The following is a 16,519-nucleotide window of genomic DNA, read 5'->3' as shown; positions in this document are numbered from 1 at the left end:
TTTCGCCCTCAGGCCTTTTCCACTTTTAAATTGACTTCAAAATCATCCATATCTAATAATGAACCACCTTCTAACTCTGGAACAATTTGCAAACTCAATGCTTGTGTTTCTGATTGGATATAGTCTCCAAAGCTCTCAACAGAAGCTTGAACAACATCGATCCCAGCGGCAATAGAGATATTGATTTTATCTTGAACTTCCAGTCCCATATCTTTTCTGAGGTTCTGAATTCTATTGACCAAATCTCTTGCAACACCTTCTTGCTTCAATTCATCTGAAATGGTCACATCCAAGGCTACTGTCACTCCAGCATCGGAAGCTACAGACCAACCTGGGATATCCTGTGAACTGATCAAAACTTCTTCAAGCAGCAATTCCAAAGGCTCACCCTCCACATCTACGCTGATTTTTCCTTCACGTTCGATTTCTGCAATTTGTTCTTGTCCCCAGCTTTTGATAGCAGCAACAACAAAACGCATTTTTGGGCCTAATTTCTTACCCAATACTGGAAGATTTGGCTTTACATCTTTAACAAGGATTCCAGAGGCATCATCGATAAACTCTATATCCTTGATATTAACCTCAGATTTGATCAACTCAGAAAGATGTTTGATCTGCTCTTTGGTTTTTTCTTTCAAGATAGGAATCAAAATACGCTGTAACGGCTGACGAACTTTGACTTTCTCTTTCTTTCTTAATGAATGTACAAGAGAGGAAATGGTCTGTGCCAAAGCCATGCTTTCTTCAAGATCCGTATCCACTAAGCTGCTGTTACCTTTAGCCCAGTCTGTTAGGTGAACAGAAATTTTTCCATCCTGGCTCGCCTCTGTTAAGTTTTGATACAACCAATCAGAATAGAACGGCGCAAAAGAAGACATCAACTGAGAAAGTGACAATAAACATTCGTAAAGCGTCTCATAAGCAGCTTGCTTATCCGCATTCATTTCACCTCTCCAGAAACGTTTTCTCGCCAATCTTACATACCAGTTGGATAGCTGATCCACCGTAAAGCCCATGATAGCCCTTGTTGCTTTGGTTGCATCATAATTATCCATGGCTTCTTCCACCTCGACAATCAGGGATTGAAGCTTAGAAACAATCCATTGGTCAAGTTCTGCTCTTTCAGAGACTGGAACCACCTTTGATTTGTCATAGACAAACTCATCCAAGTTTGCATACAAGGCAAAGAAATTATAGGTATTCTGAAGTGTTCCAAAAAATCTTCTTTGGACTTCAGCTACTCCTTCTAAATTGAATTTTAAATTATCCCAAGGATTAGCATTGCTAAGCATATACCAACGAACAGCATCTGGCCCATATTCTTTGATGGTTTTAAATGGATCTACTGCATTGCCTAATCGCTTAGACATTTTGTTTCCATTCTTATCTAAAACCAGACCATTGGCAATGACATTCTTGAATGCAATGCTATCAAATAACATGACTGCAATCGTGTGAAGGGTAAAGAACCAACCTCTGGTTTGATCCACTCCTTCCGCAATGTAATCTGCTGGATAGTTAGCCTTAAAGATATCTTCGTTCTCAAATGGATAATGCCATTGTGCATAAGGCATTGCTCCGGAATCAAACCACACATCTATCAAATCAGGCTCACGGAACATCTTTTCACCGCTTTCAGAAACCAAAACTACATCATCCACAAATGGTCTGTGAAGATCTAATTCCTTTCCTTCATAGGGTGATTTTTCCATGAAGCCCTTGGCAACAGACTTCTCAATTTCAGCCTGAAGTTCCTCGATAGAACCAATGCACTTTTCTTCTGTTCCTTCGGCAGTTCTCCAAATTGGAAGAGGTGTGCCCCAGAATCTCGATCTACTCAAGTTCCAGTCCACCAAATTCTCCAACCAGTTACCAAAACGTCCAGTTCCTGTCGCTTCTGGTTTCCAATTGATGGTTTTATTGAGTTCTACTAAGCGGTCTTTGTAAGCAGTGGTTTTGATAAACCAGCTTTCCAAAGGATAATAAAGTACAGGCTTATCAGTTCTCCAACAGTGCGGATAACTGTGTTCGTATTTTTCTACTTTAAAAGCCTTGTTTTCATTTTTGAGGATGATCGAAATAATGACATCCGTATTCTTATAATCAGAGGCATTTTCATCATCCTCCAGATAGTTTTTAACAAAGAAATCGTTAGCAGAATAAGTCTTATGAGCAGTAATGGAATGCTCTTCCATTTTTGCTACCAAGTATTCTCCTACTACAGGGAGGAATTTCCCTTGCTTATCTACAACTGGAATTTCATTTCCTTTTTCGTCTTTTACGAAAACTCCAGGAACATCATTTTGAACCAAAGTTCTAAAGTCATCTGCACCAAAAGCCTTAGCGAGATGGACGATTCCAGTACCATCTTCTGTGGTTACATAATCTCCAGACACTACGGTGAAAGCCGGGTTCGGTAAAGCTAAATCTGCAATTGGAAATAGCTGCTCGTATTCCCAGCCCAGCATATCTTTTCCTTTGAACTCATCCACCACTTCAAAAGGTATCAGTTTATCTCCAGGAGTATAATCCTCCAACTTGATATCCTTTGCTTTTGGGTTGAGATAGGCATTCATTCTAGCTTTTGCCAAGATCACAAAACATGGATCATGAGTGTAAGGATTGAAGGTCTTTACTTTTACATAATCCAGTTTTTCACCTATTGCTAAAGCTGAGTTTGAAGGCAATGTCCAAGGAGTCGTCGTCCAGGCGATGATATAAGTATTCTCTTCACCTTTCAATTTAAACTGAGCGGTGATGGAGGTATCTTTTACATCTTTATAGGTACCCGGCTGATTTAATTCATGAGAACTTAACCCCGTACCTGCTGCCGGAGAATAAGGCTGGATTGTGTATCCTTTATAAAGTAGGCCCTTTTCGTATAATCTTTTGAGAAGGCTCCAAAGGGTTTCAATGTAATTGGAATCAAAAGTGATGTACGGATCATCTAAATCTACCCAATACCCAATCTTCTCAGTCAGATCATCCCACTCATTTTTAAAGCGCATGACCGTTTCGCGGCACTTTTTATTGTACTCCTCAACGGATATTTTCTTACCAATATCCTCTTTGGTAATGCCTAATTCTTTTTCTACTTGAAGCTCTACAGGCAACCCGTGCGTATCCCAGCCTCCTTTTCTTTTAACTTGATATCCTTGTAGGGTTTTATAGCGGCAGAAAATATCTTTCAAAGTTCTCGCCATCACATGGTGAATCCCTGGAGTACCATTGGCAGAAGGTGGACCTTCAAAAAAAGTGAAGGTTTCTGCTCCTTCTCTATTAGCAACGGATTCCTCAAATATCTTTTTGTCCTTCCAATACTGAAGTACATCTTCCCCTATTCCGGGGTAATCAACCTGTTTAAACTCTTTATATGTCTTCACAATATCCTTTCTTGGGGGCAAGTAGGTGTTCATTTATTTCTGGGATCGCTTTGATAGAAAACGCAAAGCGGGGATGCTATTTTGATTTACTTTGCTTTGCAAAATAAATACCATTTCATCCACATCACTTTCTAGGAAGCATCCTCCTCAAAAGCAGGCACAAAGATAGGAGAAATCCCCCTTTTTGGGAGGGTAAAAGGGAAAAAATGCTTTAACAGTATACTTTCTTCAAAACCTGAATTCTCCATAGCTCCTATTAATACAGACTCGATTGATGTTCTATTTCCCATTAAAGGTCTCTTTTATTGATTTTGTTTATCAGTTTTACATCAATAGCAAGAACTTTACTTAAGTACTTCTTATTTTTCGATTTCATTCAATTATGTCAACTTATGAAACTCAATCATAAATTACTATTCGGAGCGCTAGCTCTGGCTTTTGCCTGCTCATCTCCAAAAGAAACAAAGGAAGAAGAGGTTGTTGAACTATCCGGGAACCCCATTTTTGAAGGCTGGTATGCTGACCCAGAGGGCATCGTATTTGGCGATGAATACTGGATTTATCCAACCTATTCGGCAGGTTATACAGACCAGCTCCACTTTGATGCCTTTTCTTCCAAGGATCTCGTAACCTGGGAAAAGCATGCAAACATCTTGGATACAGCAGCTATCAAATGGGCAAAACAAGCCATGTGGGCTCCAGCAGCAATAGAGAAAGACGGTAAGTATTACTTCTTTTTTGCAGCGAATGATGTACAGCGACCAAGCAGACCGGGATGGGATCCAGATAATGACATCAATCATTATGGTGGGATTGGTATCGCTGTGGCAGATAATCCAGGTGGCCCATTTAAGGATTATTTGGGCAAGCCTCTCATTGATGATTTCTATAACGATGCCCAACCCATTGACCAATTTGTATTTAAGGATACCGATGGTTCCTATTACATGCTCTATGGTGGATGGAGTCACTGTAATATTGGCAAACTGAACGATGATTTTACCGGATTCGAGCCATGGGAAGATGGGGAATTATTTCATGAAATTACTCCGGAAGGCTATGTAGAAGGACCCTTTGTATTTATCCGAAATGGAAAATACTATTTTATGTGGTCTGAGGGTGGATGGACCAATGACAGCTATAAAGTTGCCTATGCCATGTCTGACCAAATCACAGGGCCTTGGGAAAGAATCGGAACTATACTAGAGTCAGATACCACCATTGCCACTGGAGCTGGACATAATTCGGCCTTCCAAAAGCCTGGATCAGATGATTGGTACATGGTATATCATCGCCGCCCTATTCCTAACGAAGGAAGAGATCACCGTGTCACAAGTATTGATGTAATGGAGTTTAATGAAGACGGAACGATCAAACCAATCAAAATGACATTCGAGGGAGTTGAAGCTAACCCTATCCAATAAAGACTTTAAAGTCCTAGCCTTTTTTTGAAATCCAGCTGTATTAAATGCAGCTGGATTTTTCATTTAGAAATAAAATAATATAAAAATCAGCTTTTATTCCAGTAATTATCCAAAAACATTATAAGATTTGGTTCCATCTTGCTGGCAAAACGATCTGTCTCAGAAATAAAATCCCTGGCCAGCGCTTGGAGAAATCTAATCCATTATTACCCAGGGTTGAAACCCTGGGTAATGAAGCTTTGACCCCAATTGGGTCTAGAATTTCTTAATTAATTGTATGTATCACCAATTTTTACTAGTAAGTATTCAAAAGCATCATATGATAATGAGATTATAAAAATTTTGCCTGCTTCTGTCTTCTATCTACTGGCAAGTTGAGCAAAGAAATTTTGGGCACTGGCAAGATTCCGGATAATAAAATAAATACAAATCACTGGACATCAATATGAAAAGATTTTATATTATAAAAACTCCAAACTAAATTTTTGAATTTTTAGCTGATGAAGCCTTAAAACTATAATTGATTTTTTTATTTGATTCCTACAGCTCTTTCCTATCTATAGAAAAGATACTTTGGGTGTGAAGAAAAAACGGTATCCAAACCTATATATTATCCCTTAATTAGTTGAGTTATTTTAAACATCTGCAAATCCATCAGGAAACTGGCGGTTTTTTTGCGCTATAATACTATAACTAACTATAAATCAGCTATGAAAGGACATTATACACTATTCTTCGTTGCTTTATTACTAGTAGCCTGCAACGGAGTGAAAAAAGATTCCCCAATAGAAGAAGCATTTTCCCCAGAATCCGAAAGAGATCTGAATATCAACTGCTTCCAATACGTAAACGATCAAGATACTATCAAACTAAGTACAGAAATTGATGGAACGAGCGTAACAGGAACCCTAGACTACCTATTCTATGAAAAAGATAAAACCTTTGGTACTATCCAAGGTGAGGTAAGAGATAATTTACTGATAGCTGAATACAATTATTTGGCTGAAGGTGATAGTTCTACCCGACAGGTTGTTTTCAAAAAAACTACTGAAGGATGGGAAGAAGGTTTTGGAGAAATGAAGGTGGTCGATGGAGTGCCTGTTCAGGTAAATTTAGACTCTTTGGATTACAGCAATTCGTATGAACTCAGTCCTGTTCCATGTGATTTGTAGGTTCTTACTTTTGACATTCTGCTTTCAAATACCTAATTTCTGATCTTAATAAATCCCAAAGTCGCCTTTTTGAATGATTAGCCAAAGCTGATCTGTTTATTCCGAACTCTTTTTTCCTAAGATCATGAAATATTATAAACGACTGATTTTACCCTTGTTGGTAACATTAATATTGGGATTTTCTAAGTTCTATTTTGGAGCTCAGGCAAAAGAATGGGAGGGCTTGATGGCTTATATCCCGCACATCAATACCGTGTTAATCATCAGTGGTTTTACTTGGTGTCTTCTTGCTTCAATGCAAATCCTCAAGAGTATGTTTTTGAAGCAGTACGACATTTCAAAAGAGGATAATTTAAGGGCTAGGAAAGTCTACACACAGATTAATATCCTTGTTAAAATCGCCAATTTCATCATTATTCTTTTGGCAATTGGCTTAGTACTATTGTCATTTGAATCTGTCAGGAAAGTAGGTGTAGGGTTTTTTGCTTCAGCTGGAGTCGCCGGTATTATCATCGGCTTTTCTGCCCAAAAAGCCATTGGAACCTTAATAGCAGGTATTCAAATAGCATTTACACAACCCTTTCGATTAGAAGATGCCGTTGTAGTAGAAGGTGAATGGGGCTGGATAGAAGAAATCAACTTAAACTACATTGTTGTCAGGATTTGGGATCTAAGAAGACTGGTCTTACCTACAACTTATTTTTTAGAAACTCCATTTCAAAATTGGACGAGGACATCAGGAGATTTATTAGGATCCGTATTTCTGTACACAGATTATACAATCCCATTCGATGAACTTAGAAAAGAACTCGATAGAATTCTCGAAACTACAGATCTTTGGGACAAGAAAGTGAAAGTCTTACAAGTCAGTGATGCTAAGGAGTTTACAGTAGAAACAAGAATTTTGGTCAGCGCCAGGAACTCTCCTATCGCTTGGGATTTAAGAGTTTATGTTAGGGAAAAAATGATTGAATTCATTCAGAAAAATTACCCTGATAGCTTACCAAAAACTCGGGTGGTCCTTGAGAAAAAACCTAGTAGTTAATCCTTTTTCAGATTTTCTACAAAGTACATGGGAATCATACCCTTGTTTTTTGCAGAAATTTTGCCCCTGTTTTCAAAGTCAAAAAGGTCTTTGGTCAACAAATAGGTGCTTTCCGAAACGTTTACTTTTCCTGCAACTGACCCTGATTGTATCCGGTCTGCAGTATTGACAGTGTCTCCCCAAATATCAAATGAGAACTTTTTTAACCCCACCACACCTGCCACCACAGGGCCTGTATTAATACCCACTCTAATCTGAAAATATTCCTGGAGATGTTTGGGTTTTTCTTTAGCATAAGACTGAACAAAATCACGCATTTCTATTCCCGCTCGAATTACATCAGCCACATCCCCACCATCTCCGGTAACTCCACAGGCACTCATATGGGCATCACCTATTGTTTTAATTTTTTCCAATCGATATTTGGTCGTAATCGCATCAAAATTCCTGAAGCAATGATCCAACTCAGACACCAATTCCTCCGAGGAAATACTAGATGAAAATTTGGTAAAGTTCACGAAATCAGTAAACATGACTGTTGCATTTTCCTGGAGCTTAGCTTTGGCAAAACCATATTTTTTTAGTTCCTCAGCTGTTTCTTCAGGAAGAATGTTGAGAAGTAAATCTTCTGATCGTTTTTTCTCTACCGTGAGTTCTTGGTTTTTGATCCTCAAATCTTTGGTGCGTTCTGCCACCCTTTTTTCCAGTTCCTGATTGTATGCCTCCAACTCTTCATTTGCTTTTTCCAAGCTATAATAAAGGTTTGCATTCGAAATCCCCGCTTCCAAAAAACCGGATATTGACACCATCGTATCCAAATCTCCCTCGTCCAAAGTGGGATAAAAAGGCCAGGCCTCTTTCTCTCTTCCAGATATGATCCAAGCAACTATTTTTCCATGGGTACGAATCGGTACAGCAATGAAATAGGGAATCTGAATTTTGGCACTAATCTTTTTTGACACCTCATTGGGCACCAACCTTTTGTTTTTAATAAATGGTCTTTGGATTACTTCTTCCTCTTGCTGGAAATCAATTTCGATTTGCTTTAGCTTCTCAACCTCTGTTCTATTAAAGCCCATATTGAATTTTGGGATGAAAGAATCAAAGTTATTTGGGGATTTCCACAACACCACTGTCTTATCCATCTTTAGGGTGGTATTGATCAACATCAAGGTGTTATTAAAAAACTCATCTTCAAAAATTTGCTGCCCAAAAGAATCATGTAAAGCTGACAAGATGGTAAAGCCATTTTCTTTTTGAGTCAGCTTTCTTTTTAACAAGGATATTTGAGAGTCACTACGGATATTTTGACCTGCTACTTCATCCGAGAGTTTTCGGTAATAGTCAACTTGCCGCTGCAGCTCTTCGATATGTTTATCCTTAGCTTCCAATCTTTTACTTATGGTTAGTTTATTTCCTCACTAAAAATGCAAAAGAGCCCTGTCCAATCCAGTACCTGAAGCTTTTCACCAATCATTGCTAATTCTCCTGCTTCGTAAATTCCCATCAGCGGGAACTCCCCATCTATTGCCTCTTGCACATACCTTACATCTTCGTCCGTATGATTAGAATAGGCTGCAGCTCTACCAGAACAATTAATATATAACCCAAAAATAATCCTCCGGTTTTGGGATTTCACTCGTTGGATCAATTTCTTAGTCCTTACTGAAACATATTCCATTTCAAAACTTCTACGCATCAATTGGACTTCCATCCCGGTCTCAATATCCATCTCCGCCATGTATATCCCCTTCCCTTGAGTATCCACTCCCACACACATTCTGTTGATGTAATTCCCCGGATTGAAAGCTTCCCATTTATCCCCCACGTTTTTTCCGAGGGTTACAAAAAATTTTAATTCCTGTGGTCTCTCCATTAGATCAGGCCCCAGAATCTTCCCCACGACTTCTAAAGCCGGTTTATGGTCCAATTCCAAAATATTAGCTCCCTTTACTGCGGTTACTTTATGGTAAGCACTTGCAGGTTGACAGCCATGCATAATCTGAGAATCCATCTTAATATTCCCATGCATCAACAAAGCCATAGCCGCATTTTGACTCATGCTTTGTCCACACCACTGCCGAGTAGGCTTAAATTTCATATCTCCAAGCATTCTAGCTCCAATGGTATTTGGCCATTTTTGAATGGATTCACTCATGCCTTTGATAAAAGGAGTGCCATAATTCATCCTAAATCTTCCTTCCAGCCTATTTACAGCATCAAAAAGCAAAAACATCTGTGGTTCAGAATCATACTTTTGGGCTTGAATTTTTAACCCTAAAGATTTTCCAGTTTCAAATTCATGAAATCCTATCCCTTCTTGGATCATTAAGTCAAACTTAAAATCACCTTTACCTAACAAACCCACGATTGCTTGATATCCGTCATATCCTAGTTCGGTATTAGTACATGCTCCATTGGAAAAGCCTCCAAAATACTGTGTCTGTTCTCCTAAACAGGATTTTACTCCTTCAAAAAAATGCTCTGCCTCATGTCGGGAAGTACAAAATAAAAAACAAAGCTGGACCTCCTCAGGAAAAAGTCCAGCTGTCTGTAATGCCTGCTTGCTAGCTTCTACTCCTGCGAGTAAGGAATCGGTCGTTTCGGCGAACCCCACACCAAATGAAGTAGCTTTTGCAGACATAATTATTCCTCAATAACTACCTCAGTGGTTACTTTTAAAGGAAGTTCGATCGTGTTTTTTATAGGAGACTTTTTATCCAAAGTCTCTTTAGATTTGATCAGTTCTTCCATTTTAGCCCCATTTTTCCCCTTTAAAGTTACCTTGTAATGTAAATCCAAAGGACCACTAGGCTTGGATCTATCTAATCCCAAAACTCCGTGGATATCAAAATTAACCAATACTTCCACGTTGATTTTTTCCAGCTCTGTTCCAAAAAGTGCAGCATTTGTAGCTATTCCTGCGGTCAAGCAACCACATAGAGCAGAAGCTAAATATTCTACCGGATTGGGGTATTCATCTTTCCCTCCAAGAACTGCTGGCTCATCCACTATTAAGTTAAATTTACTCGCTTCAGTTCGGATATTATTTCCGTTTGAAAATAATTCAGAAACCGTGACAGAAGCTTGGGTTCCACCTTTCCATTCTGATTGTGCTTTGAACTGAACTTTTGCAACTTCTGGATCATTTTGGATTGCTCCAACAAGCGCCTCAATATTATCGAGGTTGACTCCATTTTTAATGTTTGGCATCTTTTAAAAATTTTTTTGTGTGATAAAAATACTAATGAAATATACCAAAAAAAGGTGCTAGTCCAAACTTAAGGTTATATTTATGTCACTATAAATCTTTATTTTGTATACACTTATTTATTTTTTATCTCAATATGACACAAAAAAATCATAGAAAAATTCAGCTTGCCCCAGATTTAGACCAAAAGGTTCAAAATTTAAATGATTCAGAGAAAAAGGAGTTTATAAACCTTATTTACTCACTTCTCAAGCAAGCAAGCACCACGGAACATTTACTCGCTATGCAGTACTTGTTTACTAGCTTTAGTTTAAAAAAATATCCAGAAGAGTTTTCGGATTATGTACCTGGATCTTTAGATCCTGGACAACAAAGAATCAATCAAATCCGAATGGCTCAGGTAGAAAAAATCAGAAGGTGGGAGGCGAATATCCTGATGGTCTCCAGAGAAGAGATGGGTCATTTGTGTTATGATATGAATCTGCTAGCCATTTTAGGAGAAAACCCGTATTTATTCCGTCCTAATTTCCCTGTTCCGGCCACGAGCTTTCCAATGGAAAAGCCCGTTAACCTCATGCCATTTAGCCCTATCGCTATTGAGATTTTCAGATACTGGGAAAAGCCCGACCACTTACCAGTTTCTGATCCACTGGAGGCATCAGGGATTCCAGAGCAAATGAAAAGCCTTTTTAATATTCCACATAAAAAAGCCAAGCCTTTCGACAAAGAAGCAACTGAATCCAAAGCAATGGATTTTCTATTAGACTTCTTCGCGAAGAATTTATCTCAGGACCAATTAAACCAAATCCACAATCCATTAACTGAAAACACATATTTTAATAGCGTTGAGGAGTTGTATACTTTTCTCCAACTTTATTTAGTAATCGCCTTAAAATACCAAATCATTGAAGGAGAAAATTTTGAGAGAATAGTCGATGAACACTATGGCTTTAATATTTCATTAAACCCACTAATTGTTGGACAGTTTGTTGAATACGTGGAAGAGGCGGTCAGCCAAATTTTGGAAGAAGGCGAGGGAGTTCATGGCATTCCACCTTCCTTAGGAAGCCACTTTTGGGTTTTCCAATCCATTCTTGACGACTTACAGAAAGAGGAAAAAGTTTCAGGGCTACCCTTTGATGCAGCTCTACCGGTAGTTTGGAACCCTACTTACTCCATTCAAGCCGATCGACATTTGATCAAAAACATTCCAAGCTTATCAAGTAACGCAACCAATCAAATTTCAAATCAGGTTTCTGTCCTAGCGATGCAACTCTTTAATGAAGCTTATACCCTAATGGTAAAAATGCTGAGTGGTTTCTTTGGTCATTATGAAATTGATCAGACTACAGGAATTCGTCCTAAACAGGTAAATGCCTATTTCCAAACTGCCTTTTACCCATTCATGACCAATGTAATTAGGCCCTTAGGTGAAATGATTTGTAGGCTTCCTGCTGATGAAAGCTTTATTCCTGACGGTGGAAAAATTCCAGAGCGATGTGCAGGTCCGGACTTTATGCTGGATGTATCACAGTTCAATCAAGATGAAATAGATAAAATGATCGCTCCTTATGATCAATTAGAGGACTATTTAGAAAGATTTGAATCGATGAAAACTAAAGCAATTGATCTCCAAAACCTATGTAAAGAAAGAGGATATCATATGGCTTTTTACTTACAAGACGATGCAAGGGATTTTGACGTGTCCTTTGGTTATCTGGCAGAAAACTTCGAAAGAATGGGTAAAAACTTTAAAGCCTATTGGAATGGAGATATGGTAGCTCCAATTTCTTCACGAGGATTTCAAAACTATTCCACAACATTCAACTAAGACTTTTTATGGCAATTCTAGACATTATTTTTGACGGGTATTTTCAATGCAGGTTGGCTACGGACCCTGATCCATCCAATGAACAGAGAGGGATCAGTGGCTTTACTTATTCAGTGGCCGGTGAAACTTTACTAGATCCGTCTATTTGGTCACAAGCCAAAGACATAGAAAAAGCATATGGTCCAAAAGAGGAGTGCTTTAAGGATCCATTGCGAAGCAATACCCAATTTGATATTAAAAACATTAGGGAAGCTTCTCCAGACTATTCGAATTATAACTCCAGAGGAATCGGGATATTAGTAAAAGAAGTACAGATTAATGGTGAGACAGTTCCCGAGTTAAATGAAAAAATGAAGGGAGCTCTTTGCCGATTTGCAAATCGTCCCAAATCAAATGGCCCTTATAAAGGACCTATTTTTGAGGGCCGAAACCAAATAACCTCAGATGGTGACCCAGATCGATTTACAGTCAATCCCTTCCTTTTCACAATCAATACTCCTGATGATAGCAAAACAGTAATATCAAGATTTGACCCCTTGGATATGGAGTATCCTGATAAACAACTCTACGAGGTTTTCCCAAACACGATTTTGGATAGAAGGCTTCCATATCAACGGTTTGCTCTTTCTACAGATGGTCTGGCCCAAATTGGGTTAACCCAAGATGACCTGAACACCTATTTTCAAAATAGAATGGTTTGGTTAAAAAGTAAAATTGTTGAGGCTGAGGCTATCAACAAACCGGCATTGGCTGAGGCCTATCGCTCCAGATTGTATGCAGTTAATTTTTTTACACAAGCGACAGGTCCGACAGTTTTGGCAAATCGCCTATTAAGTAGAATCCCACTTAGACAATTATACCGTCATACAATTCGGGGCAATAGTGGAATGGAACCCACTCCCATTGCAGACCAAGAGTATTTTGGCCCTTACCAAATAGACACGGAGAAAGACTGGGAAATTTTATATTATCTAGGTCAATATGACGGAGATTTAATGGCAGGCTGGTGTAGCGGAACTCTCTCGATCCCACTCAAAGATTAGAATTCTGGCCTTCCCAGCTGTCGGGAGGGCTATTTTATAAAAATTTCAATTCTCTTGTGATATTTTTTGAATTGATGCGAATCATAAGGAAAATGAACGCTAAAAGACTTCCAAAATATCTATAACTAAATTAGTTTTTCTAAAGAGCCATTCAATGGAAGTTCTTTTCTCTAATATTTGAAACAAGGCATTGAAGACTTTCTTCCTCCTTCAGAGGCTTTTCCCCAAAGGAAGCTATATCGTAATGATATCTCATGTGCTCCTCCGGTATTAGCATTTCCTAGGGATGATAAAGTAAAATCATGGCTATACCCAATATCCAGTCCTCCTCCCAGAGACATACCTACTAGGGCCACGATGGACTCGTGATTGGGTTGCTCTGAATTAGATACTGGAATACCTCTATACCAAACCCCCAATACAATAGGCTGAATATTAACTTGAGCTCCAATATCCAATTGAGAAAATGGTTTTTGGTTTTTGTAATTGAAAGCTAATGTCAATTCTCTAGTACCGGACTTTTGATTATAAAACGCCCTTGAACTACCCCCAGACAAATCGAATTTCACTCCACCATGAGCTGAAACTTTAAGCGGAAGTCTACTTTGACCATCTATAAATGACATATTAGGTTGAGTGACATGAGCCGTAGAAAGACCAAACCAAACGTTTTCATTATTGTATAAAAAGCCAAAGCTGTAGTCAACAAACTGCTGACGAAAATCTTCACCAATATTTTCACCGCTATAATCACCGATCGCTCCTGTTTGATCATCAATTTGGCTACCAAAAAGCAAGTCACCGAAGTAGGCATCTCTATCCATATAGCTTACCTGGCCACCTATTCTCAAAAAAGATCTAAAGCCTAAACGCATTCTATAAGAATAAACTGCTCCTATTTCTGAAACGCTCAAGTTGGCCATGCTTTGCTGGGATTTATTGAAAATCAGACCAATTCCACTATTTATATTAAATAAATAATGATCTATATAGGCTGAATAAGAATTAAAGGATTGGTCTAAACCAGGCCATTGATTTCTATAATTCACACCTATTCGTGTCATTTCTGAAGAGCCTGCCATGGCAGGATTAAGGTAGAGAGGTGCAGCATAAAACTGGGAGTACTGAACATCCTGAGCATAGAGACTCAAGGACAGAAGTCCCATCATTAAAAGCGTAAATAATCGTTTCATAAATTATCTAATAAGGGTGATACCTCCAGTTAGGCTTAAATTTTCGCCAGTTGCAGAAGTATAGGTGATCTTGTATAAGTAATTTCCGGCCGGCAAAGCCTGACCTTTGTATGTTCCATCCCAGCCTTTGGATTCAAGACTGGTCGTTGCATACATTTTTTCTCCCCAGGTATTGAATACTTCCATGGAGAAATTTGTGACAGCCTTCATTTTGGGTATAAACGTGTCGTTTAGGCCATCACCGTTTGGTGAAAATGCATTGGGAATAACTACCATTTCTTCAGGCTGGGTTACCTGAACAGTATTTTTCTCAACACTTGAACATCCATATAAATCATAAGCAGTTAAAGTCACTTCAAAAGCCCCTGCTTTTTCAAAAACATGTACTGGGTCTTTATCAGTAGACTTCTGTCCATCTCCAAAATGCCATTCCCAGGCGATAAACTCTTCGGGAATTTCACTTTCAAAAAGGACCTGCTCATCTACTTTTACTTCTGGTTCATTAGTAATTTCCAGTTTTCTAAACTGAAAATTCAATCTTCCTTCTTGGGTGGAGAAGGATGGGTAATCAACTTTTGCTTCGGAGACAACTGAGCATCCTGTGGCATCCGAAATTTTTACTTGAAGTGTCTTGCTTTGGAAGAATTGAACCTCTCTCAAATCAGTATCTCCTGTGTTCCACTCGATGGAATAAGGCTCAACTCCTCCTTGAATAGAAACCCAAGCTACTCCTGTAATTGAGCCTTGATCACAATCAACATCCAGCATGCTTTCGATTCGTGCATTCATCGAACCTGCTGCTTTTATTTCAAATGAATTACTGACTTCACACCCACCTATTTCAGTGGCTGTTACGCTGTAGGCTCCCGGAGCCAAATTTTCTCTGGTTAATAACCCTTTGACTCCATCAGACCATAAAACTTCCACTTCTCCAGATGCCCCGGATACTTCTAAGAAAATTTTCCCTGAGTCGTCCCCTTCACAGCTTACATCTTGCTTTTCAACAAGCTTCAAGTTTAACTGCGAGTTATTAGTCAAATTAAATTCCTTGGATACTGTACATCCAGATGCATCTGATACTAATACTGAATAAACTCCAGCTTCTAGTCCATAAAGAGAAGGTCCACCTTGTCCATTATTCCATTGATAGGTAAATGGAGCACTTCCTCCTACTACTGCCACATCTATTTTCCCATCCGCATTTCCTAAACAACTTGGGTTTTCTACATTCTCAGATAAGGAAAAGGAAACTGGTGAAGTAACCTCATAGCTTGCTGTATATGAGCAGCCCGTCTGGTCTTTCACTATCACTGTATAGCTACCTGCTTTCAGGTTAGAAAGGTTTGGCTGAGTAGAACCGTTACTCCAGGAATAAGTATAAGGAGCTTGCCCTCCACTGACACTTAGGTTAATAGAGCCATTACCGGTTTCTGTACAGGTTTCATTTTGAATATCCTCTGAAACAGTAATTCCCTCTGATTCACTTTTAACTTCAAAAGAAACCGTAACATCACAGTTATATTTATCTCCAACTGTAACAGAGTAAGTACCTGGCTGAAGCTGATCCACTTCCCATTGATCAGTGATCCCATTGCTCCACTTTATAGTATAGGGTTCGCCTCTTCCAATCTTCACACTCACTTTTGCCTTCCCATTTGCACCAGATCCACAGGATGCATTTTCAACTTCTATTGGATCTAATATTAATGGAAATGGAGGTTGAACAACTATTCTTTCTGTATGAACTGTTCCCTCGGCATCAGTTATATCAACCGTATAGGTACCGGCATATAAATTGGTACGATCTTTGGTAGTTTCAAGTGTATTCCATTTGTAAGTATAAGGAGCAACTCCTCCTGAAACTGTTAAAATGATATGCCCCTTCTCGGAATGAGAGCATAGAGCAAGTTTACCGGAAACGTCTACTTGTATTACTTCTGAACCCAAACCAGGGGTATTCTCCAAATTTGGAGAGGTGAAAAAGCTGTTTGCATTCAAAGGCAAAACAGACCCATTCACCAAAAGGGGTAGGAATACCATCAAGCCATAAAATAAGAATGCCTTTTTCATAATTAACCTGGAATTCAGGACACTGATTTTCAGTAGGGTAAAATTGCCTTATATAATAGGGTTTTTGTATTTCATTTTTAAGAATATTATTTTTTGTAAGTCATATACAGCAAAATGATATTCTTAAAATTTGAAGATTATTTGAAA

General features: G+C 38.7%; 12 protein-coding genes. 5 read left to right on the top strand and 7 right to left on the bottom strand.

What is annotated here, in order from left to right; genetic code table 11:
* Positions 1-8: 8 nt before the first annotated feature.
* Both ileS and ALPR1_RS20780 read right to left on the bottom strand, forming a co-directional pair.
* Complete coding sequence (gene ileS / locus ALPR1_RS02385; RefSeq protein WP_040303158.1) at positions 9-3,383, bottom strand: isoleucine--tRNA ligase; 3,375 nt, start codon at positions 3,381-3,383, stop codon at positions 9-11.
* Positions 3,384-3,514: 131 nt separating this feature from the next.
* Positions 3,515-3,673 (bottom strand): hypothetical protein, encoded by a 159-nt coding sequence (locus tag ALPR1_RS20780; RefSeq protein WP_153231758.1) that lies wholly within the window; start codon positions 3,671-3,673, stop codon positions 3,515-3,517.
* Between the two features lie 102 nt (positions 3,674-3,775).
* Here ALPR1_RS20780 and ALPR1_RS02380 point away from each other — a divergent pair, with 102 nt between their 5' ends.
* The 3 genes from ALPR1_RS02380 (at position 3,776) to ALPR1_RS02370 (ending at position 7,024) form a co-directional block, all read left to right on the top strand.
* On the top strand, positions 3,776-4,807 hold the full coding sequence (locus ALPR1_RS02380; RefSeq protein WP_008198163.1) for a glycoside hydrolase family 43 protein: 1,032 nt from the start codon (positions 3,776-3,778) through the stop codon (positions 4,805-4,807).
* A gap of 710 nt (positions 4,808-5,517) precedes the next feature.
* Positions 5,518-5,979 (top strand): hypothetical protein, encoded by a 462-nt coding sequence (locus tag ALPR1_RS20195; protein ID WP_008198161.1) that lies wholly within the window; start codon positions 5,518-5,520, stop codon positions 5,977-5,979.
* A gap of 124 nt (positions 5,980-6,103) precedes the next feature.
* Positions 6,104-7,024, top strand: a complete 921-nt coding sequence (locus tag ALPR1_RS02370) for a mechanosensitive ion channel family protein (RefSeq protein WP_008198159.1) — start codon at positions 6,104-6,106, stop codon at positions 7,022-7,024.
* Here ALPR1_RS02370 and ALPR1_RS20190 read toward each other — a convergent pair.
* The 3 genes from ALPR1_RS20190 to ALPR1_RS02355 are packed head-to-tail and all read right to left on the bottom strand — an operon-like array spanning position 7,021 to position 10,237.
* Complete coding sequence (locus tag ALPR1_RS20190) at positions 7,021-8,415, bottom strand: adenylate/guanylate cyclase domain-containing protein (protein WP_008198158.1); 1,395 nt, start codon at positions 8,413-8,415, stop codon at positions 7,021-7,023. The two genes, ALPR1_RS02370 and ALPR1_RS20190, sit on opposite strands and share 4 nt — an antisense overlap.
* Positions 8,416-8,429: 14 nt before the next feature.
* Positions 8,430-9,668, bottom strand: a complete 1,239-nt coding sequence (locus tag ALPR1_RS02360; protein ID WP_008198157.1) for an FIST C-terminal domain-containing protein — start codon at positions 9,666-9,668, stop codon at positions 8,430-8,432.
* Between the two features lie 2 nt (positions 9,669-9,670).
* Complete coding sequence (locus tag ALPR1_RS02355) at positions 9,671-10,237, bottom strand: OsmC family protein (protein WP_008198155.1); 567 nt, start codon at positions 10,235-10,237, stop codon at positions 9,671-9,673.
* Between the two features lie 134 nt (positions 10,238-10,371).
* Here ALPR1_RS02355 and ALPR1_RS02350 point away from each other — a divergent pair, with 134 nt between their 5' ends.
* Both ALPR1_RS02350 and ALPR1_RS02345 read left to right on the top strand, forming a co-directional pair.
* Positions 10,372-12,066 carry a ferritin-like domain-containing protein gene (locus ALPR1_RS02350; protein ID WP_008198152.1) on the top strand — a complete coding sequence of 565 codons (1,695 nt, stop codon included), beginning with the start codon at positions 10,372-10,374 and terminating at the stop codon, positions 12,064-12,066.
* An 8-nt stretch (positions 12,067-12,074) separates the two neighbouring features.
* Positions 12,075-13,109, top strand: a complete 1,035-nt coding sequence (locus ALPR1_RS02345) for a hypothetical protein (RefSeq protein ID WP_008198150.1) — start codon at positions 12,075-12,077, stop codon at positions 13,107-13,109.
* A 170-nt stretch (positions 13,110-13,279) separates the two neighbouring features.
* On the opposite strand, the gene ALPR1_RS02340 is transcribed toward ALPR1_RS02345, so the two are convergent.
* Positions 13,280-14,302 (bottom strand): PorP/SprF family type IX secretion system membrane protein, encoded by a 1,023-nt coding sequence (locus ALPR1_RS02340; RefSeq protein WP_008198148.1) that lies wholly within the window; start codon positions 14,300-14,302, stop codon positions 13,280-13,282.
* 3 nt (positions 14,303-14,305) lie between these two features.
* Positions 14,306-16,372 (bottom strand): T9SS C-terminal target domain-containing protein, encoded by a 2,067-nt coding sequence (locus tag ALPR1_RS02335; protein WP_008198146.1) that lies wholly within the window; start codon positions 16,370-16,372, stop codon positions 14,306-14,308.
* Between the last annotated feature and the right edge of the window lie 147 nt (positions 16,373-16,519).

Origin of the sequence: Algoriphagus machipongonensis, assembly GCF_000166275.1 — a bacterium.
Classification (GTDB): Bacteria; Bacteroidota; Bacteroidia; order Cytophagales; family Cyclobacteriaceae; genus Algoriphagus; species Algoriphagus machipongonensis.
Note: the sequence above shows the minus strand (reverse complement) of the source record. Positions and strands in the feature narration are given on the sequence as shown.

Bases quoted from the DNA above. Each gene is read 5' to 3' on its own strand.
- ALPR1_RS20780 (WP_153231758.1), bottom strand. From the start codon at position 3,673: ATGGGAAATAGAACATCAATCGAGTCTGTATTAATAGGAGCTATGGAG.
- ALPR1_RS02380 (WP_008198163.1), top strand. From the start codon at position 3,776: ATGAAACTCAATCATAAATTACTATTCGGAGCGCTAGCTCTGGCTTTT.
- ALPR1_RS20195 (WP_008198161.1), top strand. From the start codon at position 5,518: ATGAAAGGACATTATACACTATTCTTCGTTGCTTTATTACTAGTAGCC.
- ALPR1_RS02370 (WP_008198159.1), top strand. From the start codon at position 6,104: ATGAAATATTATAAACGACTGATTTTACCCTTGTTGGTAACATTAATA.
- ALPR1_RS02360 (WP_008198157.1), bottom strand. From the start codon at position 9,668: ATGTCTGCAAAAGCTACTTCATTTGGTGTGGGGTTCGCCGAAACGACC.
- ALPR1_RS02355 (WP_008198155.1), bottom strand. From the start codon at position 10,237: ATGCCAAACATTAAAAATGGAGTCAACCTCGATAATATTGAGGCGCTT.
- ALPR1_RS02350 (WP_008198152.1), top strand. From the start codon at position 10,372: ATGACACAAAAAAATCATAGAAAAATTCAGCTTGCCCCAGATTTAGAC.
- ALPR1_RS02345 (WP_008198150.1), top strand. From the start codon at position 12,075: ATGGCAATTCTAGACATTATTTTTGACGGGTATTTTCAATGCAGGTTG.
- ALPR1_RS02340 (WP_008198148.1), bottom strand. From the start codon at position 14,302: ATGAAACGATTATTTACGCTTTTAATGATGGGACTTCTGTCCTTGAGT.
- ALPR1_RS02335 (WP_008198146.1), bottom strand. From the start codon at position 16,372: ATGAAAAAGGCATTCTTATTTTATGGCTTGATGGTATTCCTACCCCTT.